The sequence below is a fragment of the Streptomyces sp. YIM S03343 genome, from assembly GCF_054729195.1.
The window spans coordinates 3,575,966-3,600,787 of sequence record NZ_JBPUKX010000001.1 but is presented as its reverse complement, the minus strand read 5'-3'; the positions used below and the strand labels follow the sequence as shown (position 1 = coordinate 3,600,787).

At 70.2% G+C, this 24,822-nt stretch carries 26 protein-coding genes; 21 read left to right on the top strand and 5 right to left on the bottom strand.

Annotated elements, in window-relative coordinates; translation table 11 throughout:
- Window positions 1-233 precede the first annotated feature (233 nt).
- Window positions 234-908: a uridine kinase family protein gene (locus ACSYGN_RS15300; protein ID WP_460395899.1), complete on the bottom strand. Its 675-nt coding sequence runs from the start codon at window positions 906-908 to the stop codon at window positions 234-236.
- Between the two features lie 200 nt (window positions 909-1,108).
- Between ACSYGN_RS15300 and ACSYGN_RS15295 the strand changes: the two genes are divergently transcribed.
- From ACSYGN_RS15295 to ACSYGN_RS15285, 3 genes are all read left to right on the top strand, one after another.
- Window positions 1,109-1,489, top strand: a complete 381-nt coding sequence (locus ACSYGN_RS15295; protein ID WP_460395897.1) for a hypothetical protein — start codon at window positions 1,109-1,111, stop codon at window positions 1,487-1,489.
- Window positions 1,490-1,584: 95 nt separating this feature from the next.
- On the top strand, window positions 1,585-1,800 hold the full coding sequence (locus ACSYGN_RS15290) for a type II toxin-antitoxin system VapB family antitoxin (protein ID WP_460395895.1): 216 nt from the start codon (window positions 1,585-1,587) through the stop codon (window positions 1,798-1,800).
- Complete coding sequence (locus tag ACSYGN_RS15285) at window positions 1,797-2,219, top strand: PIN domain-containing protein (RefSeq protein WP_460395893.1); 423 nt, start codon at window positions 1,797-1,799, stop codon at window positions 2,217-2,219. The genes ACSYGN_RS15290 and ACSYGN_RS15285 overlap by 4 nt, the downstream gene beginning before the upstream one ends.
- A gap of 88 nt (window positions 2,220-2,307) precedes the next feature.
- Here ACSYGN_RS15285 and ACSYGN_RS15280 read toward each other — a convergent pair whose 3' ends face one another.
- Both ACSYGN_RS15280 and ACSYGN_RS15275 read right to left on the bottom strand, forming a co-directional pair.
- On the bottom strand, window positions 2,308-2,970 hold the full coding sequence (locus tag ACSYGN_RS15280) for a response regulator transcription factor (RefSeq protein WP_460395891.1): 663 nt from the start codon (window positions 2,968-2,970) through the stop codon (window positions 2,308-2,310).
- Complete coding sequence (locus tag ACSYGN_RS15275) at window positions 2,967-4,148, bottom strand: sensor histidine kinase (RefSeq protein WP_460395889.1); 1,182 nt, start codon at window positions 4,146-4,148, stop codon at window positions 2,967-2,969. The genes ACSYGN_RS15280 and ACSYGN_RS15275 overlap by 4 nt, the downstream gene beginning before the upstream one ends.
- 224 nt (window positions 4,149-4,372) lie before the next feature.
- On the opposite strand from ACSYGN_RS15275, the gene ACSYGN_RS15270 reads away from it, so the two are divergent.
- Window positions 4,373-4,975, top strand: a complete 603-nt coding sequence (locus tag ACSYGN_RS15270; RefSeq protein WP_460395887.1) for a DUF308 domain-containing protein — start codon at window positions 4,373-4,375, stop codon at window positions 4,973-4,975.
- A 106-nt stretch (window positions 4,976-5,081) separates the two neighbouring features.
- On the opposite strand, the gene ACSYGN_RS15265 is transcribed toward ACSYGN_RS15270, so the two are convergent.
- Window positions 5,082-5,807 carry a PH domain-containing protein gene (locus ACSYGN_RS15265; protein ID WP_460395885.1) on the bottom strand — a complete coding sequence of 242 codons (726 nt, stop codon included), beginning with the start codon at window positions 5,805-5,807 and terminating at the stop codon, window positions 5,082-5,084.
- Window positions 5,808-5,955: 148 nt separating this feature from the next.
- Between ACSYGN_RS15265 and deoC the strand changes: the two genes are divergently transcribed.
- The 5 genes from deoC (at window position 5,956) to ACSYGN_RS15240 (ending at window position 10,129) form a co-directional block, all read left to right on the top strand.
- On the top strand, window positions 5,956-6,954 hold the full coding sequence (gene deoC, locus ACSYGN_RS15260) for a deoxyribose-phosphate aldolase (RefSeq protein ID WP_460403478.1): 999 nt from the start codon (window positions 5,956-5,958) through the stop codon (window positions 6,952-6,954).
- A gap of 6 nt (window positions 6,955-6,960) precedes the next feature.
- Entirely contained in the window at window positions 6,961-8,391 is a 1,431-nt protein-coding gene (locus ACSYGN_RS15255; RefSeq protein WP_460395883.1) for an aldehyde dehydrogenase family protein, read from the top strand.
- A complete protein-coding gene (locus ACSYGN_RS15250; RefSeq protein ID WP_460395881.1) occupies window positions 8,384-9,289 on the top strand; it encodes an aldehyde dehydrogenase family protein in 906 nt (301 codons plus the stop codon). Before ACSYGN_RS15255 ends, ACSYGN_RS15250 begins: the two co-directional genes overlap by 8 nt.
- 211 nt (window positions 9,290-9,500) lie before the next feature.
- A complete protein-coding gene (locus ACSYGN_RS15245) occupies window positions 9,501-9,722 on the top strand; it encodes a type II toxin-antitoxin system VapB family antitoxin (RefSeq protein WP_460395879.1) in 222 nt (73 codons plus the stop codon).
- On the top strand, window positions 9,719-10,129 hold the full coding sequence (locus ACSYGN_RS15240) for a PIN domain-containing protein (protein WP_460395877.1): 411 nt from the start codon (window positions 9,719-9,721) through the stop codon (window positions 10,127-10,129). The genes ACSYGN_RS15245 and ACSYGN_RS15240 overlap by 4 nt, the downstream gene beginning before the upstream one ends.
- A 10-nt stretch (window positions 10,130-10,139) precedes the next feature.
- Here ACSYGN_RS15240 and ACSYGN_RS15235 read toward each other — a convergent pair whose 3' ends face one another.
- Complete coding sequence (locus tag ACSYGN_RS15235) at window positions 10,140-10,802, bottom strand: hypothetical protein (RefSeq protein ID WP_460403476.1); 663 nt, start codon at window positions 10,800-10,802, stop codon at window positions 10,140-10,142.
- 117 nt (window positions 10,803-10,919) lie between these two features.
- Here ACSYGN_RS15235 and ACSYGN_RS15230 point away from each other — a divergent pair, with 117 nt between their 5' ends.
- The 12 genes from ACSYGN_RS15230 (at window position 10,920) to ACSYGN_RS15175 (ending at window position 24,775) form a co-directional block, all read left to right on the top strand.
- On the top strand, window positions 10,920-11,201 hold the full coding sequence (locus ACSYGN_RS15230) for a ribbon-helix-helix domain-containing protein (RefSeq protein ID WP_460395875.1): 282 nt from the start codon (window positions 10,920-10,922) through the stop codon (window positions 11,199-11,201).
- Complete coding sequence (locus ACSYGN_RS15225) at window positions 11,198-11,623, top strand: PIN domain-containing protein (protein WP_460395873.1); 426 nt, start codon at window positions 11,198-11,200, stop codon at window positions 11,621-11,623. Before ACSYGN_RS15230 ends, ACSYGN_RS15225 begins: the two co-directional genes overlap by 4 nt.
- A 330-nt stretch (window positions 11,624-11,953) precedes the next feature.
- The gene (locus ACSYGN_RS15220) at window positions 11,954-12,286 is read left to right on the top strand and encodes a hypothetical protein (RefSeq protein WP_460395871.1); all 333 of its coding nucleotides are present in this window, start codon (window positions 11,954-11,956) and stop codon (window positions 12,284-12,286) included.
- A 124-nt stretch (window positions 12,287-12,410) separates the two neighbouring features.
- Window positions 12,411-13,427, top strand: coding sequence for a phosphate ABC transporter permease subunit PstC (pstC, locus tag ACSYGN_RS15215; protein ID WP_460403474.1), 1,017 nt, complete (start codon window positions 12,411-12,413; stop codon window positions 13,425-13,427).
- Between the two features lie 75 nt (window positions 13,428-13,502).
- A complete protein-coding gene (pstA, locus tag ACSYGN_RS15210) occupies window positions 13,503-14,747 on the top strand; it encodes a phosphate ABC transporter permease PstA (protein WP_460395869.1) in 1,245 nt (414 codons plus the stop codon).
- Window positions 14,748-14,803: 56 nt separating this feature from the next.
- Entirely contained in the window at window positions 14,804-16,522 is a 1,719-nt protein-coding gene (gene pstS, locus ACSYGN_RS15205; protein ID WP_460395867.1) for a phosphate ABC transporter substrate-binding protein PstS, read from the top strand.
- The gene (locus ACSYGN_RS15200) at window positions 16,519-19,107 is read left to right on the top strand and encodes a hypothetical protein (protein ID WP_460395865.1); all 2,589 of its coding nucleotides are present in this window, start codon (window positions 16,519-16,521) and stop codon (window positions 19,105-19,107) included. Before pstS ends, ACSYGN_RS15200 begins: the two co-directional genes overlap by 4 nt.
- 272 nt (window positions 19,108-19,379) lie before the next feature.
- Window positions 19,380-20,357, top strand: a complete 978-nt coding sequence (locus ACSYGN_RS15195) for a substrate-binding domain-containing protein (RefSeq protein WP_460395863.1) — start codon at window positions 19,380-19,382, stop codon at window positions 20,355-20,357.
- Between the two features lie 206 nt (window positions 20,358-20,563).
- Window positions 20,564-22,006 (top strand): hypothetical protein, encoded by a 1,443-nt coding sequence (locus tag ACSYGN_RS15190; protein ID WP_460395861.1) that lies wholly within the window; start codon window positions 20,564-20,566, stop codon window positions 22,004-22,006.
- A gap of 129 nt (window positions 22,007-22,135) precedes the next feature.
- On the top strand, window positions 22,136-23,068 hold the full coding sequence (locus tag ACSYGN_RS15185; RefSeq protein WP_460395859.1) for a sortase: 933 nt from the start codon (window positions 22,136-22,138) through the stop codon (window positions 23,066-23,068).
- A 40-nt stretch (window positions 23,069-23,108) separates the two neighbouring features.
- Window positions 23,109-23,951, top strand: coding sequence for a phosphate ABC transporter ATP-binding protein (locus ACSYGN_RS15180; RefSeq protein WP_460395857.1), 843 nt, complete (start codon window positions 23,109-23,111; stop codon window positions 23,949-23,951).
- Window positions 23,952-23,995: 44 nt separating this feature from the next.
- Entirely contained in the window at window positions 23,996-24,775 is a 780-nt protein-coding gene (locus tag ACSYGN_RS15175) for a sortase family protein (RefSeq protein WP_460395855.1), read from the top strand.
- Window positions 24,776-24,822 lie beyond the last annotated feature (47 nt).

Here is a 24,822-nt window from a genome sequence, read left to right as displayed (position 1 = left end):
GGAGTGCGAGGGACGAGGGTCCGGGATCACGGGGGAAACGGGGGTCACGGACCACGGCCACGGGGGCGAAACCGGGGGAACGCGGGGAACAACGGGGGCACGGTGCCGGGGGTTCGGGGGAGCACCGGGAAAGCGGAAGCGGGACTGGAAGGCCGGGGGGTCCGTCCAGTCCCGCTTCTGCGTGCGCGCGCGGCGGAGGCTGTTCGTCTCCGCTGTTCGTCTCCGCTGTTCGTCTATTCGTCGACGCTGACCACGGCCGGAACGTCGATGTCGCTGCCTTCGACGGTGACGTCGGCACGCCGCCCGGCGGCAGCGGCGGCGAGCCGCCCCATGGCCTCGTCGCGATCACACGCGTAGGCGCCGAGGGCGGTCTGCCGGGCGATGATGGACCGCTCGGCCCGCATGAGCCGCCAGCCGCGCCGCAGCAGGAACGGAACGGACTTCCGCCCCTCCTTGAGATCCCGCAGGAACCGCCGCCGGAAGGTCCGCACAGGCCCACGGCTGAGACACAGCGCGTCGGCGAGCACCCCGAGCTCCCGGCACCGTCCGACGATCTCGGCGGCGAAGATGCCCTCGGCGATGAACAGGGGCGTACGCCCGATCTCGACGACCTCTTCCCCGGTCCGGGCGCTCAATGAGATGTCGTAGAGGGGGACGGCGGTACGACCGGTGCGGCACAACTCTTCGACGGCGGCGACGGCGGCGTCGGAGTCCCAGGAGAGCGGGTGGTCCCAGTCGATGTCGGAGCTCCCGGGCACCTGGGGCAGCGTGGGGTCGTCGGCTTCCTTGTAGAAGTCGTCGAGCCGCAGCACCGGCAGACCGGAGCGGGCCGAGAGGAGGGACTTGCCAGAGCCCGAGGGGCCGCAGAGCAGTACGACACGCGCCGGTATGAACGGTAGGGAACTCACGGAATAACAGTCTGAGGCATACAACCACCTGGGCACGACCCTCCCGCCCCCGATCACGGCGTGCTTCGCGCCACGTCACGCGATGTGACGACACCACGACACCTCACGCGATCGAGTGGACGGGCTTTGAAGGACACGGCAAACCTGCACTACCCTGCGTGCCGAACCGATCACCCTGCGCACCGAAGGCGGTCCAGTACATGGCACGACACGCGTCCCTCCGGAAGCCGGGGACAACGGCCCGGCGAGCCCTGATCGCCCTCGCCACGGCAGGCGCGGCCCTGAGCGGTGCGGCGGCAACGGCATCGGCGGCCCCGCTCCCGGCCCTCGGTGACACCGACATCCCGACCGGCGCCAACGCCCTGACCGACTCGCTCCCCTACATCACGGCCCCCCTGGCCGGCCTGAAGCCCAACCCCCTGGCCGGCACGGGCACCGACCCCCTGGACAACGGCATCGGCACCCAGATCGCCGACTTCCGCGCGATCGACAGCCGAGCCCTGACCCGGCCGGTGGCGGAGACGGAGTCGATCGGGGGGCTCCCGCTGCTGGGGCGCCCGTTGGGGGCGCTGGGGGGCTGAACGGACCTCTGGGGAAGGCGGATGGCCGGACCGGGTGCATGGTGCACCCCCTGAGATATCATTGATGGCACAGATGATATCCATGGAGGTGCTCGGTGAGCAGAACCGTGATCGACCTCGACGATCAGCTGGTCGCGGATGTGGCCAAGGCCCTCGGCACCAGCACCAAGAAGGACACGGTGAACACCGCCCTGCGTGAGGTACTGGAGAACCGGAGGCGCGCCCTGGCCCTCGCCCGCCTACGGGCGGCGGCCGTGGAGGGCGCCTTCGACCTGGATCTCTTCGAGGACAAGGGGAACTACCGCCGGTGAACGCCGCGCAATTCCTCATCGACACCAGCGCACTCGCCCGACTGCTGCGCGGCGATGCCGAGCAGTACGGCTGGGACCAGGCTGCTGCCGCCGGGCTCATCGCCACGTGCCCGATCACGGAGCTGGAGTTCTTCTACAGCGCGCGCTCCGCCACCGACCGGGCACGAGGCGTCGAGGACATGCGTCTGATCTTCGGCTGGGTACCGGTCGACGACCGCGCCTACGACCGCGCCTGGCAGGTCCAGGAGGTCCTCACGCGGCGTGGGCACCATCGCAGCGCCGGGGCCGTCGACCTGGTGGTGGCGGCCACGGCCGAGTTGCAGGGTCTTGCCCTGCTGCACCGCGACCGCGACTTCGAGTGCATCGCCGCCGTCACCGGCCAGCCCCTCCAGTGGTACGGCCCGGAACCGGGCAAGTGAGCCGACGCCGGGCGTCGTGAGGCAACCGGAACCAGACTGCTCGACATCGCCACAGCGGCCACCTGTTTCGGGGTTCTGCTCGGCAGGCTCAGGGGTAGAGACCGGCTCGGAAGGTGAACGAGACGAGTTGCGCTCGATCACGTGCGCCGACCTTCGACATGGCCCGCACCGCATGCGTCTTCACGGTGAACGGCGACACGGACAGCTGGGCCGCGATCTCGTCGTTGCCGAGACCGCTCGCGACGAGCACGATCACGTCCCGCTCCCGAGGTGTCAGAGCGTCGAAGCGGCGCAGCAGTTCCTGGTCGATCACCGGGGGCGGACTGTCGGTCATGTGACCGATGAGCGCGGCCGTCGCGGCGGCCGACAGCGCACCGCCACCGCCGACGACCTCGGTGATTCCGGCGACGAGTTCAGCGGGGCTCACGGTCTTGCTCAGGAAACCGTTGGCGCCCGCGCGAAGGGCGGCGAGAACGATGTCGTCCTGGTCAAAAGTGGTCAGCACGATCACCCGCATCTTTTCGGGCGGGTGCTCTCTGCGGATCCGGCGGGTGGCTTCGACACCGTCGATGCCGGGCATCCGGATGTCCATCAGGACCAGGTCGACGGGGTGGTCCTGGAGGAAGGGGACGACCTGGAGTCCATCGGAGAGATCACCCACAACAACGAGATTCGGGTCGAGCCGCAGCATCGCTTTGATGCCGACTCTTATCTCGTCCTGGTCGTCGACGATCAGAATCCGCGTCGTCATACGACGGCTCCCAGGGGGCTGAACTCCGCATGGATCCGGAATCGCCCGTCGTCACTGTCGATCGTCAACCGCCCGCTGGAGGACTCGACGCGTTCGCGCATCCCCACGAGTCCGAGTCCGTTGCCCGAGCCGGAGCCGCGCAGTGAGTGACCGACGCGGTTCTCCACGGTGACGCAGATCCTGCCGTCGTGCTCGCGCACATCCACCGTTGCCGCCCCCTCTCCATGCCGGTAGGCATTCGTGAGTGCCTCCTGAACGACCCGGTAGACCGTCACGCCGACGCTGGGCTCCACGAAACCGGCGGGGATGTCGATGGAGGGCCGGACGTCGAGGCCGATGCTCTCGAAAGAGGCGACAAGGCCTTCCAGACCGCTGAGCGCCGGGGTCGGCCGGAGCGCCTCGTCGTCGGGGATGTCGTCTCCGAGGCGCAGGAGCGCGAGGATCCGTTGCGTTTCGACGACGACGGTGCGGGCGCTGGACCTGGCTGAGACGAGGGCCTGCCGGGAAGACTCGGCGTCTTCGGGCAGCCCGATCTCCGCGGCACCGAGATGCATGCTCAGCATCGCGACCTGATGGCCGATGACGTCGTGGAGGTCCCGGGCGATACGGAGTCGTTCCTCGGTCACCCGTCGGGTGGCTTCGATCTCGCGGGTGGCGATGGCGCTTTCGGCCCGTTCCTCCAGGGTGCGCCAGTGCTCTCGATGGATGCGCAGCGCGGCCCCTGTCGCACCTCCCGCTATGGCTGAGAAGAGTGCGGCGGCTCCCACGATCGCACCGCCACGGAATCCTCCCAGCGTCATGAACGCCCCCAGGAAGAACGCCGCCACGATGCCGGTTCCGGCCAGCGGCTGCTTCCCCCTGAGGGTGACCGAGAACAGCACGAGCACCGCCATCATCCACACCGACAGGGGGTCGTGCCCCACCGCTGTGACGGCGAAGGACGCCGCGCTCGCCACGACCAGTCCTGCCCACGGCCTCCACCATGAGAGGGCGACACCGCCGCCGGCGAGGAGCACGGACAGGGCCGTCGGCCCATCCGACCCTCGCAGGATCACTGCCACGATCTGGCCGGTGAACACCAGCGCGGCCACCGAATAGGCGACGAGGTGCAGCGCCTCGGGGCGGCGGACCCACAGGGGTGCCACGGGCCCGTCCTGACTGTTCTGCGCCTTCACCATGACCCGATTCTCGTCCACGTGTGCTGCGGCCGTGTACTTCGAATGATGTAGACGGCGAGCCCGGTCCGGGCGATGGGGGGCGGCAGAACTCATTCGATTCGAAGTGGATGGCAAGTGGATGGCAGAACTACTTCGTTCGAAGTACGCGGCCCCTCCCGAGGCCGCCGAGACTCCTCATCGAGGCGACCGTCTCACCCCATCACGATCGCAGAACGGGACACCCGATGACTCAGACCACCCTGACTTCGAGCACGACCACGACCAAGACCACGACGACGCCCTCCGGGCTCCGATCGCTCTACCTGATCCGAGTCGCCTTCTCCCTGATCTGGGTGGCACTCGTCGTCACGACCTCCGCCTCGCTCGTGTCGACGGACAGGCCCACAGCGATCGCGGCTGTGCTGCTCGTCGTCTACCCCCTGTGGGACGCCATCGCCACGCTCCTCGAGCGTCGCATGGCCGGCACCGGCTCCACGGACCGCGTCGGTACCACCAACGTGGCTCTCGGCCTCGCCACCGCCGCCGGGATGATCATCGCCGTCTTCTCCACCATCGGGACGGCCCTGCTCGTGTTCGGCATCTGGGCCCTCCTTTCCGGAGCGATCCAGCTCGTCGTGGCGATCCGGCGCCGACGCACCGTCGGTGCCCAGTGGCCCATGGCCGTCAGCGGTGGACTGTCCGTCCTCGCCGGTGCCTCCTTCGCTGCCATGTCCGCCTCGGCGACGAGCAGCCTGTCCACTGTCGCCGGATACTCAGCCTTCGGCGCCTTCTGGTTCCTTGTCTCCGCCGTCGCCCTGAGCATCCGCAGCCGACGCGAAGAGCGTTGACCACCGCTGTCCCACGCTGGACGGTGGTGCCATACGCAGCACGTACTGGCGAGGAACCCGTACCGGCAATGTGATCTACGACCCTGAACGCTCAGCGCGGGCCGACTCACCCCACCGCCAGCAGAATCGCGAGCAGCACCGCGCCCGCCGTCACCGGTGCGGCGACCTCGTAGGCCCAGCGCACCGTGACCTCGCCCTGGGCCGACTCCTCGGTCTCCCGGCGTTCCAGCAGCTCGCGGAGGTCGTCCATGACCTGGTCGCCCTCGGCGCGGGTCGGGCCCTCGGCCGCGGTGCCGCCGTAGCCCCCGAAACCGCCGCCGAAGCCGCCCAGCCCTCCGAAACCGCCGGGTCCCCCGGAGCGCCCGCCCGGCCTGCGGCCGCCAGCGATGTCCGCGGCCCCGGCCGCCGCACGTTCCGCCCGGCGCGCGGCCCTCTTGCGGGCGCGCAGCGACACCGGTACGGCCCACAGCTGGTACTTGGCGCCGTCCTTGGTAATGGCTTCGTTGGTGTAACCGGAACGCAGAGAGGCGAGCTGCCCCCAGGGCACGGTGACCGTGCGGAAGGGGTTGCGCACCCGCAACGCGTCGTCGTTGGCGAAGACGGCCGGGCGCAGGGTGAAGGCGATGACCAGCGGCAGCACGAGTATCAGCCCGGCCAGCGCCAGCCAGGGGGTGCGGCCGTTGCCCCGGACCAGCGCGTCGAAGCCGAGCCACACCACGACCCCGAGCAGCAGGACACCGCCGACCATTCCCCAGGGCGACCGGTAGGCGCGGTCCTTGTAGGCGGGCGTGGGGGGCTGCGGTGCTGATGACTGGTCGTCCGGGGTCGTCATGGTCCCGATTCTGCCCGACGGCGGAATCGCAGCCGCTCCCCGCAGCCGGTCCCTGACCAGTCCCTTACCCGTCCGTGATCGATGCCCTCCTGCTCGGACCTCGGGGCTATACAGCAGCTACGCGCGTAGATATGCTCGTCTGGTGACCATGCCCAGTACTGCACCTGATGCTCCCGATGCGCCCCCTGCGCCCGTCGCATCGGCCGCGCCTGCCGCGCTAGCCGACGTCACGGCGTCCGACAGCACGCTGCGCCGCTTCCTTCACGGGCTGCCCGGCGTCGACGCGGTCGGCCTGGAGGCGCGTGCCGCCTCCCTCGCCACCCGTTCCATCAAGACCACCGCGAAGGCGTACGCCATCGACCTCGCCATTTCGATGGTCGACCTGACGACGCTGGAAGGCGCGGACACCCCGGGCAAGGTCCGGGCGCTCGGCGCCAAGGCCGTCCATCCTGACCCGACGGACCACGAGACGCCCTCGACGGCGGCCGTGTGCGTCTATCCCGACATGGTGGCCGTGGCGAAGGAGGCCGTCGCGGGCTCCGGAGTGAAGGTCGCGTCCGTGGCCACCGCCTTCCCTGCCGGGCGTGTCGCGCTCGATGTGAAGCTGGCCGATGTGCGGGAGGCCGTGACCGCGGGCGCGGACGAGATCGACATGGTCATCGACCGGGGGGCGTTCCTCGCCGGTCACTACATGAAGGTCTACGACGAGATCACCGCCGTGAAGGAGGCCTGCGGGTCGTCCGCGCGGCTGAAGGTGATCTTCGAGACCGGTGAGCTGTCGACGTACGACAACATCCGCCGGGCGAGCTGGATCGGGATGCTGGCGGGCGCCGACTTCATCAAGACGTCGACGGGGAAGGTCGCGGTCAACGCGACGCCCGCGAACACGCTGCTGATGCTGGAGGCCGTGCGGGACTTCCGTGCGCAGACGGGGGTGCAGGTGGGCGTGAAGCCGGCCGGCGGTATCCGCACCACCAAGGACGCCGTCAAGTTCCTCGTGCTGGTCAACGAGACCGCCGGCGAGGACTGGCTGGACAACCACTGGTTCCGCTTCGGCGCCTCATCCCTTCTGAACGATCTGCTGATGCAGCGTCAGAAGCTGGCCACCGGCCGCTACTCCGGCCCCGACTACGTGACGGTGGACTGATCCCTCATGGCTTTCGAATACGTACCCGCGCCCGAGTCCCGCTCCGTCGTCGACATCGCAGCGTCCTATGGTCTGTTCATCGACGGCGAGTTCGCCGAGGCGGCCGACGGCAAGGTTTTCAAGACGGTCAGCCCCAGCACCGAGGAGGTGCTGTCCGAGGTCGCCCAGGCGGGCGAGGCGGACGTCGACCGCGCCGTGAAGGCGGCCCGCAAGGCGCTGGCCGGGTGGTCGGCGCTGCCGGGCTCCGAGCGCGCGAAGTACCTGTTCCGCATCGCGCGGATCGTCCAGGAGCGCAGCCGTGAGCTGGCGGTGCTGGAGACTCTGGACAACGGCAAGCCGATCAAGGAGACGCGCGACGTCGATCTCCCGCTGGTCGCCGCCCACTTCTTCTACTACGCGGGCTGGGCGGACAAGCTGGAGCACGCCGGCTTCGGCACCGACCCGCGCCCCAGGGGCGTGGCGGCCCAGGTGATCCCCTGGAACTTCCCCCTGCTCATGCTCGCGTGGAAGATCGCCCCGGCGCTCGCGACGGGCAACACGGTGGTCCTGAAGCCCGCCGAGACGACCCCCCTCTCCGCCCTCTTCTTCGCGGACATCTGCCGCCAGGCGGGCCTGCCGAAGGGTGTCGTCAACATCCTTCCGGGCTACGGCGACGCGGGCGCCGCGCTGATCGGGCACGGGGACGTCGACATGGTCGCGTTCACCGGTTCCACGGGCGTCGGCAAGACGATCGCGCGGTCGGTGGCGGGCACGGGCAAGAAGCTGCTGCTCGAACTGGGCGGCAAGGGCGCGAACATCGTCTTCGACGACGCGCCGATCGACCAGGCGGTCGAGGGCATCGTGAACGGCATCTTCTTCAACCAGGGCCAGGTGTGCTGCGCGGGCAGCCGGCTGCTGGTGCAGGAGTCGGTCGAGGAAGAGCTGCTGGCAGCTCTCAAGCGCCGCCTGTCGACGCTCCGGCTGGGCGACCCGATGGACAAGAACACGGACATCGGGGCGATCAACTCGGCGGGACAGCTCGCCCGTATCACCTCCCTCGTGGAGCGGGGCGAGGCGGAGGGCGCCGAGCGCTGGTCCGCCCCCTGCGAACTGCCGTCCTCCGGCTACTGGTTCGCCCCGACGCTCTTCACGAACGTCACCCAGGCGCACACCATCGCGCACGACGAGATCTTCGGCCCGGTGCTGTCGGTCCTCACGTTCCGCACCCCGGACGAGGCGGTCGCCAAGGCCAACAACACGCCGTACGGCCTGTCGGCGGGCGTCTGGACGGAGAAGGGCTCCCGCATCCTCGCGGTGGCGAACAAGCTCCGTGCGGGCGTGGTCTGGTCCAACACGTACAACAAGTTCGACCCGACGTCGCCGTTCGGCGGTTACAAGGAGTCGGGCTACGGCCGCGAGGGCGGCCGCCACGGCCTGGAGGCGTACCTCGATGTCTGACAAGACCGAAACGGCGGAGCGGCTGTCCGTCTTCAAGACCTACAAGCTGTACGTCGGCGGGAAGTTCCCGCGTTCCGAGAGCGGCCGGGTGTACGAGGTGACGGATCCGAAGGGCAACTGGCTGGCGAACGCACCGCTTTCGTCCCGCAAGGACGCCCGTGACGCGGTGGTCGCGGCGCGCAAGGCGTTCGGCGGCTGGTCCGGCGCCACGGCGTACAACCGCGGCCAGATCCTCTACCGCGTCGCCGAGATGCTGGAGGGCCGCCGGGAGCAGTTCACCCGCGAAGTGGCCGAAGCCGAGGGCCTGTCGAAGAGCAAGGCGGCGGCCCAGGTGGACGCGGCGATCGACCGCTGGGTCTGGTACGCGGGCTGGACGGACAAGATCGCGCAGATCCTGAGCGCGGCGAACCCGGTGGCGGGCCCGTACTTCAACCTGACCTCCCCCGAACCGACGGGCGTGGTGGCGGTCCTGGCCCCCCAGAACTCGTCGTTCCTGGGCCTGATCTCGGTGCTGGCCCCGGTGATCGCGACGGGCAACACGGCAGTTGTGGTGGCGAGCGAGAAGACCCCTCTCCCGGCTCTGTCCCTGGGCGAGGTCCTGGCCACGTCGGACCTCCCGTCCGGCGTGGTGAACATCCTCTCCGGCGGCACGGCTGAACTGGCCACCCCGCTGGCCGCCCACCAGGACGTCAACGCGATCGACCTGACGGGCGCGGACGACTCCCTGTCGAAGGACCTGGAGATCGCCGCGGCGGACAACCTGAAGCGGGTCTTCCGTCCACAGCCTGTGGACAACTGGCTCCCGACCCCGGACGCCACCCGCCTGAAGGCCTTCCTGGAGACCAAGACGGTCTGGCACCCGACGGGTTCCTTGGGTGCCTCGGGTTCGTCGTACTGACTCTGGCGCTGGAGCCGCACCCCCTCACACGACCGGGGGTGCGGCTCCGGTCGCGGATCTCCGACGCGAGGGCGCATCGCCGAGTGAGATGTCCCGATCTGGACCGGCCTGTATGTAACGCCGTGAATGTCATATCTGCGCTAGCATGGCCCTGCGAATGTTGGCGACATACGCTTCTATGTACATGACCAACATTGCACAGGAGGCACCCATGTCCGTGACTCAGATCGACATCGACGACGAGGCCCTGGAGCGGGCTATGGCCCTGTCCAAGGTCAGGACCAAGAAGGAAGCGGTCAATCTCGCTCTGCACTTCTATGCCGAGCAGCAGGAGCGGGCGGCGCGCATCAGCCGTCACTTCACGCGTGCGCGTGAGTGGGGTGCCGTCGAGGACGCCGAACGCCTGCACCAGGCAGAGAAGGACAGCCGGTGATCTATCTGCTCGACACGTCCGGCCTGGTCCGGCTGCTCCGTGATCCAAAACTACAGGCGGCCTGGCACGACGCGATCGATGCCGGGGCCATCGCGTCCTGCTATGTGCAGCGTGCCGAATTTCTCTACAGCGCTCGGAACGGGCGCGAGTACGACGAGATCGTGGAGATGTTCACCGATCTTTACCCTGACGCATCGGTGCCGAAGAACGCGGCGCGCTGGATCAGCTCGGTCCAGCACCGCATGGCCCAGGCCGGGGAGCATCGCAGCGCCTCGGCCGTGGATCTCGTCATCGCAGCCACAGCGGCCCATCACGGACTAGCCGTCCTCCATGACGATGCCGACTACCGCGCCATCGCTCGGCATGCGTCGGACCTGATCGAGTACAACATCCACGACGTGGTGTGAGGCTTCATGCTCAGCTCGGCGGATAGCCGATCCCCGCAAGGTCCTCCGCGAGGTTTGCCAGGTTGATCTCCGGGTTCAGTGCGCTGATCACGTCCTCAGTCAGAGGGCGAGAGGCGAGGACGTGCCGTACGGCCTCCAGGTCGACCGGAGCCTCGAAGTAGTCTTCGGCCCACGCCTGAAACGCCTCCGGCGTGCGGTCCACCAGCAGTTGGAAGAGAAACCCGGAGCCGTCAGGATCGTCCGACGGCTCGTCCGGAAACTCGATCGTCCCGGTCCTCCAGGCGTTGTCTCCCGCCGTACGCCATATGCAGGCGGTGACGACAGGCATCCCCTCGTCGGAGAACGCGGGCTCCTCCACGTACTGCCGGAAGGCGTCGGGAACGTCGTCGAGTACCCCGGGCCAAGGCGCGTCCTCCACGTAGGGGCTCATGGGCGATTCGTGATCGAACCCGCACATGTAGACGCCGGCGTCAGAGAAGACGATCGAGTACTCGTCACCCGAGCCGTTCTGCATCGAAGCCATCGCCTCCCCCTCGGACCAGCGGGCGTCGAAGGAGTGGTAGCGGTCCGCCCACTCAGGGCTGAGGATCGCCTCCAGAACGGCAAGGGAACGGCAGTGCTCTCGGAGAACGGCCGGCTCGGGCAACTGCCGAGCAACGTCATGAACGGTCACCCGCGCATTCAAGCGCACCTGTGACACTGCTGCCGCGTTGAAGGACACCAGTGCGGCCACGTCACCAATCGTGGGCGCGGTGGTAAGGGGGTCAATACCTGGAGTATGGTCTCTTGTATGGCGACGACCAAGAAGGTGACGGTGACCATCCCCGAGGATCTCCTCGACGAGATTCGAGCGGAGGCGGCGGAACGGGGTCTTTCGGCATACGTCGCAGAGGCGCTGCGCTTCAAGCGTGACCGGGACCGGCTGCGAGAACTGGCCGACTGGCTGCAGGAGGAACACGGCCCCCTCACCGAGGACGAGCGCACGGCAGCGTTCGAGGAGTTGGCGGATCTCGACGCCGAGCATGAGCGACGCCGCGCCACCCGAAAGCACCACTCCGGAGAGGCCGCGTGAAGAAGCGGGTTGTCGAGCACGGTCAGCGGCCGCTGCGCATCTTCGTGCTCGATTGCCAAGCCCTGTCCCTGGCTGTGCGCGGCGACCGGAAGATGATCGCATGGCTCGACCTCGCGGCCCGGGGTGAAGCCGAGGTGGTGACGTCTCCCATGACGCTGGTCGAAGCGTACGACGGCAGAACCACGGAGCAGCGCTGGGACTGGGTGCTCTCCCGGCTCAAGGTCGCCGACATCGGGAAGGACGAGGCCCGCCAGGCCCGCCGCCTCCTGGCCGATGCCAAGCTGCACGGCCACAAGTACGCGATCGACGCCGTGCTCGCCGTCATCGCGCGACAGCAGAAGGGGCAGGTCACCGTGTTCACCTCGGACGTGGACGACCTGGAGCGGCTGCTCCCGGACTCGATCGTCGTCAAGAAGGTCTGACCAGGCCCTCTGGTCTCAGTTCTGGTCTCATGCACTCCAGTGCAGCACCGTCCAGAAGCTTCGCCCCGGGAAAACGTTGTCCGCGGCCTCGTGGTGAGCGCTTTCTCCGGTCTGGCCTAGAGGTTGCCAAGGGGCTACTTCGAGATGAAGCGTGGCAGGGGCAGTCAGTTTTGTCCCTTCGGGGCTCCTGACTCCTCAGTAGATTACTGTTGCCGTCTCCAACGTCGCACCTGCGGTTTTTACTCTTCTAGGGGCGGCGGGGGTGGGGACATGGACGGGTTAGGCGGGGCGGCAAGACCGGCTGTCGCGGCGATGGGCATGAGATGTCAGGTGGACATCGACGGCCAGGGAAGGTTCGGCTGGCGCCTGGTCGCGCCGAACGGCAGGTCGGTGGCGGTGTCGCTGACCTCGTACGACACCCACGCCCGGTGCCGGGCCGCGTTCCTGCGGCTGTGCGCGCACCACGCCGAGACGGGCGGCGGCGTACAGCACAGCAGTGACGGCGGCGGCTGGGTGTGGGCCGTGTGGGACTCCTCGGGGCGTCATCAAGCGGGTGCCGCGCGCACCTATGAGCGGCACGCCACCTGTCGTGCCTCCTACGACCGCTTCCGCGCGATGCTGGCCGAACTGGGCTCCGCCGGGCCTGAGTTGTGGGGGGAGTAGGCCCCGTCCGGCTATAGCGTCCGGCGGTAGTACTCCGGCGCCCGATGTTGTCCGTAGGGCACCCGTCGTTCACACCTCGGGATGTGCACGTCAACGTCGCGACCGCAGCGTCTGACAGGTGCCCATGCTGAAGAGACGGCCCCTGCCCGCGCCGGGCGGGGCCGACGACATGCCCCGGCGGCTGTACGCGGACCCCGGGGTCCCCGACCGTGTCTTCCGTGCCGTAGCCCGCGGCGGCGGCGGAATCGTGCTCGGCGTCATGCTGCTGGTCGGCGGATTCCTGCTGGTCAGGGCGTGGCAGGCGCTGGACCGGGCGGGCTGGTCGTTCCTGACCACGGCCGCCTGGGAACCGGACGCCGGGCACTTCGGGATCGCCGCCGTCCTGGTCGGCACCGTGCTCATCGCCCTGGTCGCGGTGAGCGTCGCGGTGCCGCTCGCGACCGGTGCCGCGCTCTACATCTCCGAGTACGCTTCGCCCCGGCTGCGGCGGACGCTCATCAGCGTCGTCGATCTCATGGCCGCCGTACCGTCCGTCGTCTACGGGCTGTGGGGAGTGTTCTTCCTGGAGGGCAAGGTGCTGCCCACCGCCCGCTGGATCTCCGCCTACTTCGGCTGGATCCCCGTCTTCAAGGTCGACGGCGCCGACCCCCACGACCCGCTCGCGCCCGAGACCGTCTACACCTCGTCCACCTTTATCGCCGGGCTCGTGGTCGCCATGATGGTCGCGCCGATCATCTGCTCGATCATGCGCGAGGTCTTCTCCCAGGCACCGGCCGGTGAACGGGAGGGCGCCTACGCGCTCGGCGCCACCCGCTGGGGCATGATCCGCAGCGTCGTCCTGCCGTTCGGCAAAGGCGGCATGATCGGCGGCACCATGCTCGGCCTCGGTCGGGCGCTCGGCGAGACCATCGCCGTCTACATGGTCATCTCGCAGGTCTTCACCGTGCAGTGGCACGTCCTCCAGTCCGGCACCAGCTCCGTCTCCTCGCTGATCGCCCTGCGCTACGGCGAGGCCAGCGAGTTCGGCATGTCCGCGCTGATGGCGGCCGGGTTCGCCCTGTTCGTGATGACCCTCGTCGTCAACTTCGCCGCCTCCTCCATCGTCGCCCGCAGCCGCTCCGGCGCGGCGAGCGAGGCGTGAGGGCCCCATCGCCATGACCTTCAACTCGTCAGCCCTGCCTACGGCGCCGTCCCGCGCCCCGAGGAGACAGCGCGTATGACCCTCGCGCCCCGGTTCCCCGACGCCTCGGCGGCTCCCTTGCCGCCGCGCACCGCGCTGCCCGCCCGGCGGCCCGCCGAGCCCGGCGGCGAGCGGCGGCGCGCCCTGCGGCAGTTGCGCGCCGGCGATGTGTACGCCGTCGTCGGCGCCGCCCTCGCCGCGCTCGCCCTGACCTGGGTGATGTTCACCCGGCTGCTGCCCTTCGATGGCGCGATCGGCTTCACCGTCGTGGCCTACGTGCTGTTCCTGCTGCTGTACGCCCTCCTCGTCTCCCTCGACGAGGACGGACCCGCGGTCGCCGACCGGATCGCGGCGGCAGTGATCGCGTCGCTGGGGCTGCTGCTGGTCGCCGTGCTGGTGTTCGTCGTGGTGTTCGCGCTGTGGGAGGGCCGCAAGACGCTGCCGCACCTGAACTTCTTCACCCAGGACATGAAGCTCGCCGGGCCGCTGGAGCCGCTGACCGTCGGCGGCATCCTGCACGCGATCACCGGCACCCTCGTGCAGATCGCCATCGCGCTCGTCGTCACCGTGCCCGCCGGGCTGGTCTGCGCGGTCTTCCTCAACGAAGTCCCCGGCCGCTTCGCCCGGTTCGTACGGACCGTCGTCGAGGCGATGACCGCGCTGCCCTCGATCGTCGCCGGCCTCTTCGTCTATGCCACCGTCATCCTCGGCCTCGGCATGGAACGCTCCGGATTCGCCGCCGCGCTCGCCCTGGCGGTGATGATGCTGCCGATCATCATCCGCGCCGCCGATGTCGTCATCCGGCTGGTGCCCGGCACGCTGCGCGAGGCGTCGTACGCCATGGGCACCTCGCGCTGGCGCACCGTCTGGCACGTGGTGCTGCCCACCGCCCGCTCCGGGCTCACCACCGCGGTCATCCTCGGCACCGCGCGCGGGATCGGCGAGACCTCGCCGGTGCTGCTCACCGCGGGCTTCACCGCCGAGCTGAACGCGGACCCCACCTCCGGCCCGATGGTCTCACTGCCCCTGGCCACGTTCGAGTTCGTCAAGTCGCCCGAACCCGCCATGATCGCCCGCGGTTTCGGTACGGCGGCCACGCTGATGGCCCTGGTGCTGCTGCTGTTCGTGGCCGCGCGCATCGTCGGCGGGCGTGGGCCGGGACATTTGACCCGTCGTCAGGAACACCGCCGAGTCACCGCCTCCCATCGTGACGCCCAGCGCTTCGCCGCCCGCGCCGCCCGCGCCGCCCGCGGCCCTCAGCGCAATCCGCCCACACCGTGAAGCCGCCTCGCGCCTGACCCGCCCCCGTAACCCCGTACGCACCCGAGGAGTTCCCCGTGAGACCCGCAACCGCCTTCCGCCTGGGGGCGACGGTCCTGGCGCTGCTCACCGCGCTGCTCGCCGTCCACCCGCCCGACGCCCGCGCGGTGTCGTACACGAAGATCACCGGCTCAGGCTCGACCTGGAGCTCCAACGCGCTCGACCAGTGGCGGCGCAACATCTCCGCGAACATCGGACTGACCGTCAACTTCACCGCCAACGGCTCCTCGCAGGGCCGTGAGCAGTTCAAGAACGGCGTCGTCGACTTCGCGGTCTCCGAGATCCCCTACGGCCTCACCGAGCAGGGCGTCACCGACGCGCCGCCCTCCCGCGGCTACGCCTATATGCCGATCGTGGCCGGTGGCACGGCGTTCATGTACAACCTCAAGATCGGCGGCAAGCAGGTCACCAATCTGCGGCTGTCCGGCGACTCCCTCGCCAAGATCTTCACCGGCAAGGTGACGATGTGGAACGCGGCGGAGATCCGCGCCGACAACCCCGGTCTCACCCTGCCCGCCCGGCGCATCGTCCCCGTGGTGCGCTCCGACGGCTCCGGCACCACCGCGCAGTTCACCACCTGGCTCGCCAAGGAGCAGGGTTCGCTGTGGCGGGACTACTGCAACCGCACCGGGCGCGGCAGTTCGTGCGGCATGACCTCGTACTACCCGGTGCTCGGCGGGTCGTCGATGATCGCCAAGTCCGGCTCGCTGGGCGTGTCCGGCTTCGTACGGCAGCCGCAGGCCGAGGGCGCGATCACCTACGTCGAGTACTCCTACGCCGTCAAGACCGGCTTCCCGGTGGCCAAGATGCTCAACCAGTCGGGCTACTACGTGGAGCCGACCGCCTCCAGTGTCGCCGTCGCCCTCACCGGCGCGCAGATCAACCAGGACAAGAACTCGTCGAGTTATCTCACCCAGATCCTCGCCGGCGTCTACCGCAACGGTGACCGCCGCACCTATCCGCTGTCCAGCTACAGCTACATGATCCTGCCGACCTCCATCGGCGGTGACAAGAACCCGATGACCACCGAAAAGGGCCTCTCCCTCGGCACGTTCGCCCGCTACTTCCTGTGCGACGGGCAGCAGCAGGCCGAGGAACTCGGCTACTCGCCGCTGCCGAAGAACCTGGTGCAGGCCGGGTTCGACCAGGTCAAACGGGTGCCCGGCGCCCCGACCGCCTCCATCAACATCAACGACTGCCGCAATCCCACCTTCTCCGGCGGAGTCAACACCCTGATCAAGAACGCCCCTTACCCCAAGTCCTGTGACAAGAAGGGCTCCACGCAGTGCTCCGACGGCACCGCGGGCGCCAAGCAGAACACCCCGGTCAAGCCGGCGGCGCAGGGCGACTCCTCGTCGTCCGGCGGGGGATCGGGTGGGTCGGGGAGCAACGGCGGTTCGGGGAATGGGACTTCCGCCGACCCCTCGGGCACGGCGGGGTCCTCGGGCGGCACCGACAGCAACGGCGACGGCACACCGGACGCCCAGGCCGCAGGCGGCGGTACGGGCGGTCAGAGCATCGACCCGGACACCGGTGAGGTGGTCGGGGACGGCAGCGGCAGCGGGGACACCTCCGTCGCCGCCAACCCGGTGAACGTCGGCTACGGCTCCTCGTTCGGGCTGCGCGGCGCCCTCATGACCCTGTCCGCCCTGCTGCTGCTCGGCGTCGTCGTCGGGCCACCCCTCGCCGCACGCGTCATGGCGAGCCGCGCCCGGCGCAGAGGCGGTGCCGCATGAGAGCCGTGGGATCCCCGAAGTCCCGCCCCCGTCCCCGTAACCGCCCCCGTCTCGCCGCAGGCGTCGGCGCCCTGCTCACCGCGCTCGTCGTGGGCCTGTTCCCGCTGCCCCAGAACCAGGCGCGAGCCGCCACCGCTGAGGACACCGCCGCCACCTCCGAGGGCTCCGCGGTGACCAAGACGGGCGCCAAGGGGCCGTACGACGACTTCTCGAAGCTCAACGTCACCGTGCACCAGACGAAGAACCTGCGCGGGCAGGGCGTGAAGGTCACCTGGACCGGCGGCGCGCCCGGCGACGTGGCCGGCGGGCGGCATCTCAACTTCCTCCAGATCATGCAGTGCTGGGGCGATGATGCATCCGCCGGACCCGACCGCAGCCAGTGCGAGTTCGGCACCGAGGCCGGGGCCACCACCTTCCAGGAGGGCCTGCGCACCCTGCCCAAGGGCTCCGACCCGCTGGAGACGCAGTACACCGACGACAGCGGCGGCAACAACCCGTTCGTGCCGTTCCGGCCGGTGGAGGGCAACCCGACCACCACGCCGTACGACCACACGTACTTCGGCCCCGAGGACACCAACTCCGTGGCCTGGGCGCCGGACGACACCAGCGGCGGCGGTGAGGCGGCAGTCGAGGTCAAGTCGTCACGCGAGTCGCCCCACCTGGGCTGCGGCGCCCGCACCACCACGAGCGGCGCCGTGCGGCCCTGCTGGCTGGTGGTGATCCCGCGCGGCACACACGACCCCGACGGCAGCGCCCCCACCGACGGCGCCCTGCGCACCTCCGCGCTCAGCCAGTCCAACTGGAACCAGCGGCTGGTGTTCCGGATGGACTTCCTGCCCGTCGGCGACAACTGCACGGCGGACAAGACGGAACGCCGGGTGATCGGCTCCGAGATGGTGACGGACGCGATCACCTCCTGGCAGTCCGCGCTGTGCGAGGGCAGTGGCAGCCGCTTCACCTTCACCCAGAGCGGCGAGGAGCACGCCCGCGAGCAGATCACCCAGCCGACCGCGTCCTCCCCGGGCCTGGCGTTCACCGTCGACCCGGTGCGGCCGCCGGACGGGGCGGCACCAGTGGTGCACGCGCCCGTCGTGCTCGGCGGGCTCGCCGTCGGCTTCTTCTGGGAGATCAAGGGGCTCGGCGGCCAGATGACCGGCCTCAGACTGAACCCCAGACTGCTCGCCAAACTGCTCACCGAGTCCTACGTCCGTGACGTACGGCTGATCAACTCCGCGAGCATGACGGTGCCCGACCACCTCAAGGGAAATCCGCAGTCCATCACCGTGGACCCGGAATTCCTGCAGCTCAATCCGCAGTTCAAGGGCGCCGCCGTCTCCGACGCCCCGCTGCCCGTCATGGTGACCTCGGACAATTCCGATGTGAACCGCGTGGTGTGGAACTACCTCCAGTCCGACACCGACGCCAGGAATTTCCTGAAGGGCGTCGCGGACCCGTGGGGGACGAAGGTGAATCCGTATTTCAAGGAACTGAACCTGGCGACGGACACCACCCGCACCGACTTCCCCAAGACCGACCCCACCACCACCGAGCTGACCGGCTCCTACGGAAAGCTCTCCTACGACGTCATCGACCTCGGCCCCTATGTGCTGGACATGCACACCGGGGCCCTCAAGACCCGCCGTGGCAACACCGGCGGCGTCTTCCAGATCAGCGGCGACAACCCGCCCGCGCTGATCGGCGAGACCCTCGGCGCCGGACAGCGCAAGGCCTACTCCCTCACCGACGCCGCCTCCGCCGACCGCTACCAGCTCGACGTGGCCGCGCTGGAGAACGCCGACGGCGAGTACGTGAGACCCACCAGCACCACCCTCCTCAAGGCGGCCGCCCAGATGCCCGACTCCGCAGTCGCCGGGGTCAAGGCGCCCGCCCCCGCCAAGGCCAAGGACGGCGCCTACCCGCTGACCGTCCCCGTCTACGCCGCCGCCTCCACCGACCAGCCGAAGGCCGCCCGCCAGGACTACGCCCGGCTCATCCGCTACGCGGCCGGTGCCGGACAGATCCAGGGCACCGACCGCGGCGAACTCCCGCTCGGCTACGCCCCGCTGCCCGCCTCCTGGCGCACCCAGGCCCAGCAGGCGGCCGACACCCTGGAACGCGGCGTCACCTCCTCCTCCGGCCCGAGCACCGGGGCGGACTCCGGCGGCACGGGCTCCTCCGGCGGCAGCGGCGGGGACGCCGGCGCGGCGGGTGGGGCCGCAGGCAGTGGCGGTGCCGGTGCGGGGACGTCCGGCTCCGGCGGCGGCAGCGGTGGCAGCGCGGCGACGGACAACCCGGACACCCACGACACCGCCCACCCCTCCGCCGCCCCGACCGACCCGGCCAAGGTGAACGTCGCCAAGTCCGGCGGCATCACGCCCTCGGAGGTGCTCGGTGTGATCCGCTGGGTGCTGCTCGCGGTGCTGGTCGCGGGCGGGGCGGCGGCGCTGGCCGGGCCGGTGATGCTGCGGTACTCGGTGCGTGACGGCACACGAAGGGCCGCTACGGCCGCCGGTGCGGGTCCGGGTGCGGGTGCGGGTGCGGGTGCCGGTGCGGCTGCTGGTCCGGGTCCGGGTGATGCCGGATGAGCTGATCCGGCGGGCGGGCCTCACCGCACCCACCGCAGCCGTCTCCCGGAGACGGCTTTCCCCGGAGCCATAGCCAAGAGAAAGGGCTCCGGGGAAATGCGCTACCCGCCGAAGAATTCCCTAGGTGTCCCCTTGGAAATGTGCTCTTAACGTGATGGGCGGCAGGATTTTGTGGCCGTGATCGGCCGCCGTACGGAATTGTTTTCCGCGGCCGGCCGAATTCCGCGCCTCCCTTCCCGGAGCGCGGCCCGTTATTCCCCGGAGGAGAAAACGTGAACGTCAAGTCCCGTGCACGCCTCGGTGCCGTGATCAGCGTCGCCGCCCTCGCCGTCGGTGCCCTGGCCGCACCGGCCGTCGCGGACCCGGCGGACGGCAGCCACCGGCTGCTCGCCGGCGTCGGCTCCGACACCACGCAGGACGTCATGAACGGCCTGAGCGAGTCGGTCGACGGCGGCGGCACCATCGCCTCCTACAACGCCACCCCCCTCGACCCCACGGTCACCACCATCCAGACGCGTGACACCGGCTGTGTCATCAACCGCCCCGACGGCTCCTCGGCGGGTATCGACGCCCTCCGTAACGCCGTCGACAACACCACGGGCTGCCTGGACTTCGCGCGTTCCTCGCGCGGTCCGGCCGACACGACCACCAACGACCTGACGTGGATCCCGTTCGCCCGCGACGCGGTGACCATCGCCGTGCGCTCGGACAGCGCGCTCAACAGCAACCTGGACCTCAGCACGGCCCAGCTCGCCGCCATCTACAAGTGCCGGACCACCACCCTCAACGGGGTGACCCTGGCGCCGCTGCTGCCCCAGGCGAACTCCGGCACCCGCACCTTCTTCCTCGGCCAGATCGGCGTCTCCGCCAGCGAGGTCGGCTCCTGCGTCGGCACCATGCAGGAGCACAACGGCGCCGAGCTGACCGCCGCCGGCAACATCGCGCCGTACTCCATCGCGCAGTACATCGCGCAGACCAGCGGCGTGGTCGCCGACCGGCACGGCAAGACCGTCCTCGGCAAGGTCAACAGCGTGGCGCCTCTCAAGGCGAACGGCACGCTGAACGTCGCCTTCCCCTACGCCCGTGACGCCTACAACGTCGTCCCGACCTCGAAGCTGACCGACGCCGTCATCGCGCCGACCTTCGTCGGCGCCTCCTCCGGCGTCTGCTCCGACACTGCCACGATCGAGCTGTACGGCTTCGGCCCGATCACCAACTGCGGCGCCACGACCCTCAAGGGCGAGCGCTGACCACCGCACCCCGACACCGCACACCGGCCGGGCACCCCAGGGGTGCCCGGCCCGGCGGCGTATCCGAATCCGGCCCCGTTCTTCGCTTCCCCGCCCCTTTCCCCGCCCCTTTCCTCGCTCCATAGGAGCCCGACCACGATCCCTGGGGGGACCACCGCATGAACCGCCAGGCACCACCGAGACCGTCCGTGTCCCTGAGATCACCCGTGTCCGTGCTGATGTGCTGCGCCCTGCTGCTGGGCGCGCTCGCGGGCGTGCTCGCCTTCGCGAGCCGGGCCAGCGCCTTCACCTCCACGGGCAAGTTCACGCTCACCCCGGCCAGTGGGAAGATCGCCGACGCCCCGATGGCCGTCACCTCCGCAAGCACCGACGGGCCCTGCCCGGCGAGCGGCAACCCCACCGCGATGTACATGTGGCTGCTCAAGCCCGGCAGCACCACGGCCGCCCTCCAACTCGCCAAGTCCTCGGCCGGGGACACCATCTCCACGACGGCGCCGTTCACCGTCCCCCTGACGGGCAGCACCGGCAGCCCGTCCCTGGAGGCACGGCTGCGCGCCTACGTCCCCGACGGCTCCCTCGACGGCAAGTACACCCTCGCCCTGGCCTGCGGCGGTGGTACGGCGGCCCCCGCCTTCCTGTCCACCATCCAGGTCAGCGGCGACACCTGGTCCCTGGTCCAGACCCAGCCGACCAGCCTCGACCTCACCGGCGCGGCGACCACGACCGGCGGCTCCCTCACCCTCACCGCCGCACTGACCCCGTCCGGCGCCACGGGCTCGGTCGCCTTCTCGTACGCGGCGAGCGCCGACGGCGAGCGCACCCAGCTCGGCTCGGTGAACGTCTCCGGCGGCAAGGCGGTGCTGACCACCACGGCACCGGCGACCGCGGGCGCGTACTACTACTTCGCCGCCTTCACCCCGACCGACGCCGAGGCCTACGGCGCCAGCCAGGACACCCTGGGCCTCCAGATCACCGCACCGAGCAGTCCGAGCCCCAGCCCCAGCCCCTCGGGTTCGGTCACCCCGAGCGGCTCCGCCGGCCCCACCGACTCGGCGTCGCCCACCGACAGCGCCTCCCCGACCGACTCCGCCGACCCGGACCTCACGGTCACCGACGAGGACGGCAACACCCTCGGCGCCCACCCTGATCTGGCGGCAGGTCAGAAGCTGAAGATCACCGCGCGTGGCTACTCCGCCGACGCCAAGGTCAAGGTCACCCTGGCCGACAGCGACGCCACCTTCGCCGACGCCACCGCCGGCTCCGACGGCACCGTCACGGACTACGCCTTCACCGTGCCGGACGGCATCCCCGACGGCGACCATGTGCTGACCCTCGCCGAGGACGCAACCGGCGGCCACAGCGTCGACTTCGCGTTCACCGTCGGCGGGTCGAGCACCTCGCCGAGCCCCAGTCCGGGCGACAGCTCCGGCACGAGCGGCGGCGACAGCGGATCGGGCAGCGGTGGCGGTTCGGGCGGCTCGTCCGGCGGCGGGGGCGGTTCGATGGCCTCCACCGGCGTCCAGGTCGGCGCCCTCGGCCTCGGCGGGCTCGCCCTGGTGTGCGCGGGCGCGGCCCTGGTCCTGCACGTCCGCCGCAAGGGCCTGCTGACCTTCGCCGACCTCTTCGGCGGCGACGGACGGCACCAGTGAGGCCGTAGGCGTACGGCGCTTGTGGCGCCGTAGGCGTACGGCGCGCCTGTCCACCGGCCCGGGGTGGGACACCACCCACCCCGGAGCCGCCCCCAACCCACCTCCCGCCGCCCGAGGAGCGCACCCACCGTGTCCGTGCTCGCCCCGCCGCCCCCGGCACCGCCCGCGGCCGCCGCGCCGCCCTCCCCGCCGTCCGCCGGGGAGCGGCCGCCCGCCCGGCCCGGACTCGCCCTCTCCGGCGCCGTGTTGTGCGTCCTGGCCGCCGTCCTGCTCGGCTTCGCCGCGAACCTCGCCCTCGTCGGCCATCTCCAGCAGGCCCGCGACCAGCGCGTCCGCTACGCCGAGCTGCGCAAGGAACTCGCCCTGGGCACCGCCCCCGTGGGCCAGCGCACCTACGACGGCAAACCTCTCCAGCCCGGCGCCCCCGTCGCCCTGCTGCGCATCCCCGCCCTGCACCTCCGCAAGGTCGTCAGCGAGGGCACCACCTCCGGGATCCTGATGTCCGGGCCCGGCCACCGCCGCGACACCCCGATGCCCGGCCAGGCGGGCACCGCCGTCGTCATGGGCCGCCAGTGGGGCTACGGCAGCCCCTTCGCGCGGATCGGCGACCTCCCTGTCGGCGCCCGCGTCGAACTCACCACCGGCCAGGGCACGTCCGTCTACGAGGTCACCGGCATCCGCCGCGCCGGCGACAAGCTGCCCGTCCAACTCACCGGCAGCCAGGGGCGCCTGACCCTGATCACGGCGACCGGAGGCCCGTACACCCCCTCCGGTGTGCTCCGTGTCGACGCACGTCTGACCACCCCGGTCCAGCCGAGTCCGCCCCGGCTGCTGCGCAGCGGCTGGATCACCCCGGCCGAGGAGGCCCTGGGCACCGAGAACGACGCGTGGCTCGCGGTGTTCCTGTGGTCACAGGGGCTGCTGCTTGCGGCACTGCTGACGGTGTGGACGTACCGCGTCTGGGGCCGCTGGCAGACCTGGATCTGCGCGGTACCGGTGCTGACCGCCCTGGGCCTGGCGGTCGCGTCGTCCCTGACCCGCCTGCTGCCGAACCTGCTCTGACCCACCGAACCACTCTATGAGCCATGGGAGTTGAAGCCCGATGCAGTCGTCACCCGATCTCGTCGACACGGTCGTCCAGCCAAGAATCGGCCTGGGTGGGCCCGGTGACCCGGCGACGCTCCGGGCCGAGGAGATCTCCGCCTGGTTCGGCGACCACAAGGTCCTCGACCGGGTCTCGCTCACCATGCCCGCGCGGCAGGTCACCGCACTCATCGGGCCGTCCGGCTGCGGCAAGTCGACGTTCCTGCGCATCCTCAACCGGATGCACGAGCTGATCCCCTCCGCCGCGCTCGCCGGACGTGTGCTGCTCGACGAGGAGGACATCTACGACCGGGGCCGTCGTATCACCCGCGCCCGCCGGGAGATCGGCATGGTCTTCCAGAAGCCCAACCCGTTCCCCGCGATGTCCCTCTACGACAACGTGGTCTCCGGCCTGAAGCTCAACGGCATCAAGGCCGGCCGCGACGGCAAGGACGACCTTGTGGAGGAGTGCCTCGTCAAGGCGGGCCTGTGGAACGAGGTCAAGGACCGGCTCCGCCAGCCCGGCGGCGCACTCTCCGGCGGCCAGCAGCAACGCCTGTGCATCGCACGGTCGTTGGCGGTACGACCCCGAGTCCTTCTGATGGACGAACCCTGCTCGGCCCTCGACCCGACGTCCACACGACGCATCGAGGAGACCATCGCCGAGCTCAAGTCCGAGGTCACGATCGTGATCGTCACCCACAACATGCAGCAGGCCGCCCGGGTCTCCGACGCCTGCGCCTTCTTCCTCGCCGCCCAGGGCACCCCCGGCGTGATCGTCGAACACGGCGACACGGACGCGATGTTCAACTCCCCGCGCGACGAACGCACCTTGGACTACGTGAACGGCCGCTTCGGGTGACGGGACCGAGGCCCGTCCGGGCGTGGCAACGTGGGGGAGGGGGGTTGGGGTTCGTCCGCGCCGTTGCTCTGTTCGCCGCCGGCATGCTCACCGTCGGGTTGCTCGCGGCCTGCTCCCCGGGTGGCGGGGCGGCGGCGCCGGTCGGACGGGGCGAGGACGGTGTCGCCGGTGTCTCTGCCTCCGTCATCGCCCCAGATGTCCGCTCGGCGGGTCGTACGGCCGCCGGTGAGAACTCCTCACCGAGCGGGTCACGCGCACCCGTGCCCCTGCCCACGCCCCCGACCGGCACCCCCGGCACCCCCGGGGCCTCCGCTCCCGCACCCCGGACGACGACCCCGCCCTCGTCCCCCGCGCCCCGGGCCAAGGGCCCCGACCTGTCCCGCAGGTCCGCCCCGCCGTCCTCGGCAGAGCAACCGAAGGCATCCGCCCCCGCCTCCGGTCCGTCCCCGGCGCCCGGTCGCGCCGTGCTGCGGATCGGGGGCTGGACGGCCGGCGTCGTACGGGGCGGGCAGGACGAGGTGGACGCATGCCGGAACGCCGTGCAGTGGGCCGGGCCCGAGATCGGCCGGGAGAACGGCTACGAGCTGCGCACGGTGGTGATCGTCGGCCATGACTACTGCAACGGCTTCGACCGCTTCGCCGCACTCCCCAACGGCAGCCGCGTCACCCTGACCACGGTCCGCGGCACCTTCACCTACCAGGTCTACGGCCACTACCTCACCCCAGGCCGGGGCGTCCCCGCCGCGGGACTCTACTGGGGCGATTTGACCCTCCAGTCCTGTGTGGGGCCGGACACGGGCTTCAGCTACCTCGTGCGGGTCTGACGTCGTTCCCGCGACGTCGTTCCCGCGGCGTTGTTCCCGGGGCCTTG

Bases quoted from the DNA above. Each gene is read 5' to 3' on its own strand.
- ACSYGN_RS15295 (WP_460395897.1), top strand. From the start codon at position 1,109: ATGGCACGACACGCGTCCCTCCGGAAGCCGGGGACAACGGCCCGGCGA.
- ACSYGN_RS15280 (WP_460395891.1), bottom strand. From the start codon at position 2,970: ATGACGACGCGGATTCTGATCGTCGACGACCAGGACGAGATAAGAGTC.
- ACSYGN_RS15275 (WP_460395889.1), bottom strand. From the start codon at position 4,148: ATGGTGAAGGCGCAGAACAGTCAGGACGGGCCCGTGGCACCCCTGTGG.
- ACSYGN_RS15270 (WP_460395887.1), top strand. From the start codon at position 4,373: ATGACTCAGACCACCCTGACTTCGAGCACGACCACGACCAAGACCACG.
- ACSYGN_RS15265 (WP_460395885.1), bottom strand. From the start codon at position 5,807: ATGACGACCCCGGACGACCAGTCATCAGCACCGCAGCCCCCCACGCCC.
- deoC (WP_460403478.1), top strand. From the start codon at position 5,956: ATGCCCAGTACTGCACCTGATGCTCCCGATGCGCCCCCTGCGCCCGTC.
- ACSYGN_RS15255 (WP_460395883.1), top strand. From the start codon at position 6,961: ATGGCTTTCGAATACGTACCCGCGCCCGAGTCCCGCTCCGTCGTCGAC.
- ACSYGN_RS15250 (WP_460395881.1), top strand. From the start codon at position 8,384: ATGTCTGACAAGACCGAAACGGCGGAGCGGCTGTCCGTCTTCAAGACC.
- ACSYGN_RS15245 (WP_460395879.1), top strand. From the start codon at position 9,501: ATGTCCGTGACTCAGATCGACATCGACGACGAGGCCCTGGAGCGGGCT.
- ACSYGN_RS15230 (WP_460395875.1), top strand. From the start codon at position 10,920: ATGGCGACGACCAAGAAGGTGACGGTGACCATCCCCGAGGATCTCCTC.
- pstC (WP_460403474.1), top strand. From the start codon at position 12,411: ATGCTGAAGAGACGGCCCCTGCCCGCGCCGGGCGGGGCCGACGACATG.
- pstA (WP_460395869.1), top strand. From the start codon at position 13,503: ATGACCCTCGCGCCCCGGTTCCCCGACGCCTCGGCGGCTCCCTTGCCG.
- ACSYGN_RS15200 (WP_460395865.1), top strand. From the start codon at position 16,519: ATGAGAGCCGTGGGATCCCCGAAGTCCCGCCCCCGTCCCCGTAACCGC.
- ACSYGN_RS15180 (WP_460395857.1), top strand. From the start codon at position 23,109: ATGCAGTCGTCACCCGATCTCGTCGACACGGTCGTCCAGCCAAGAATC.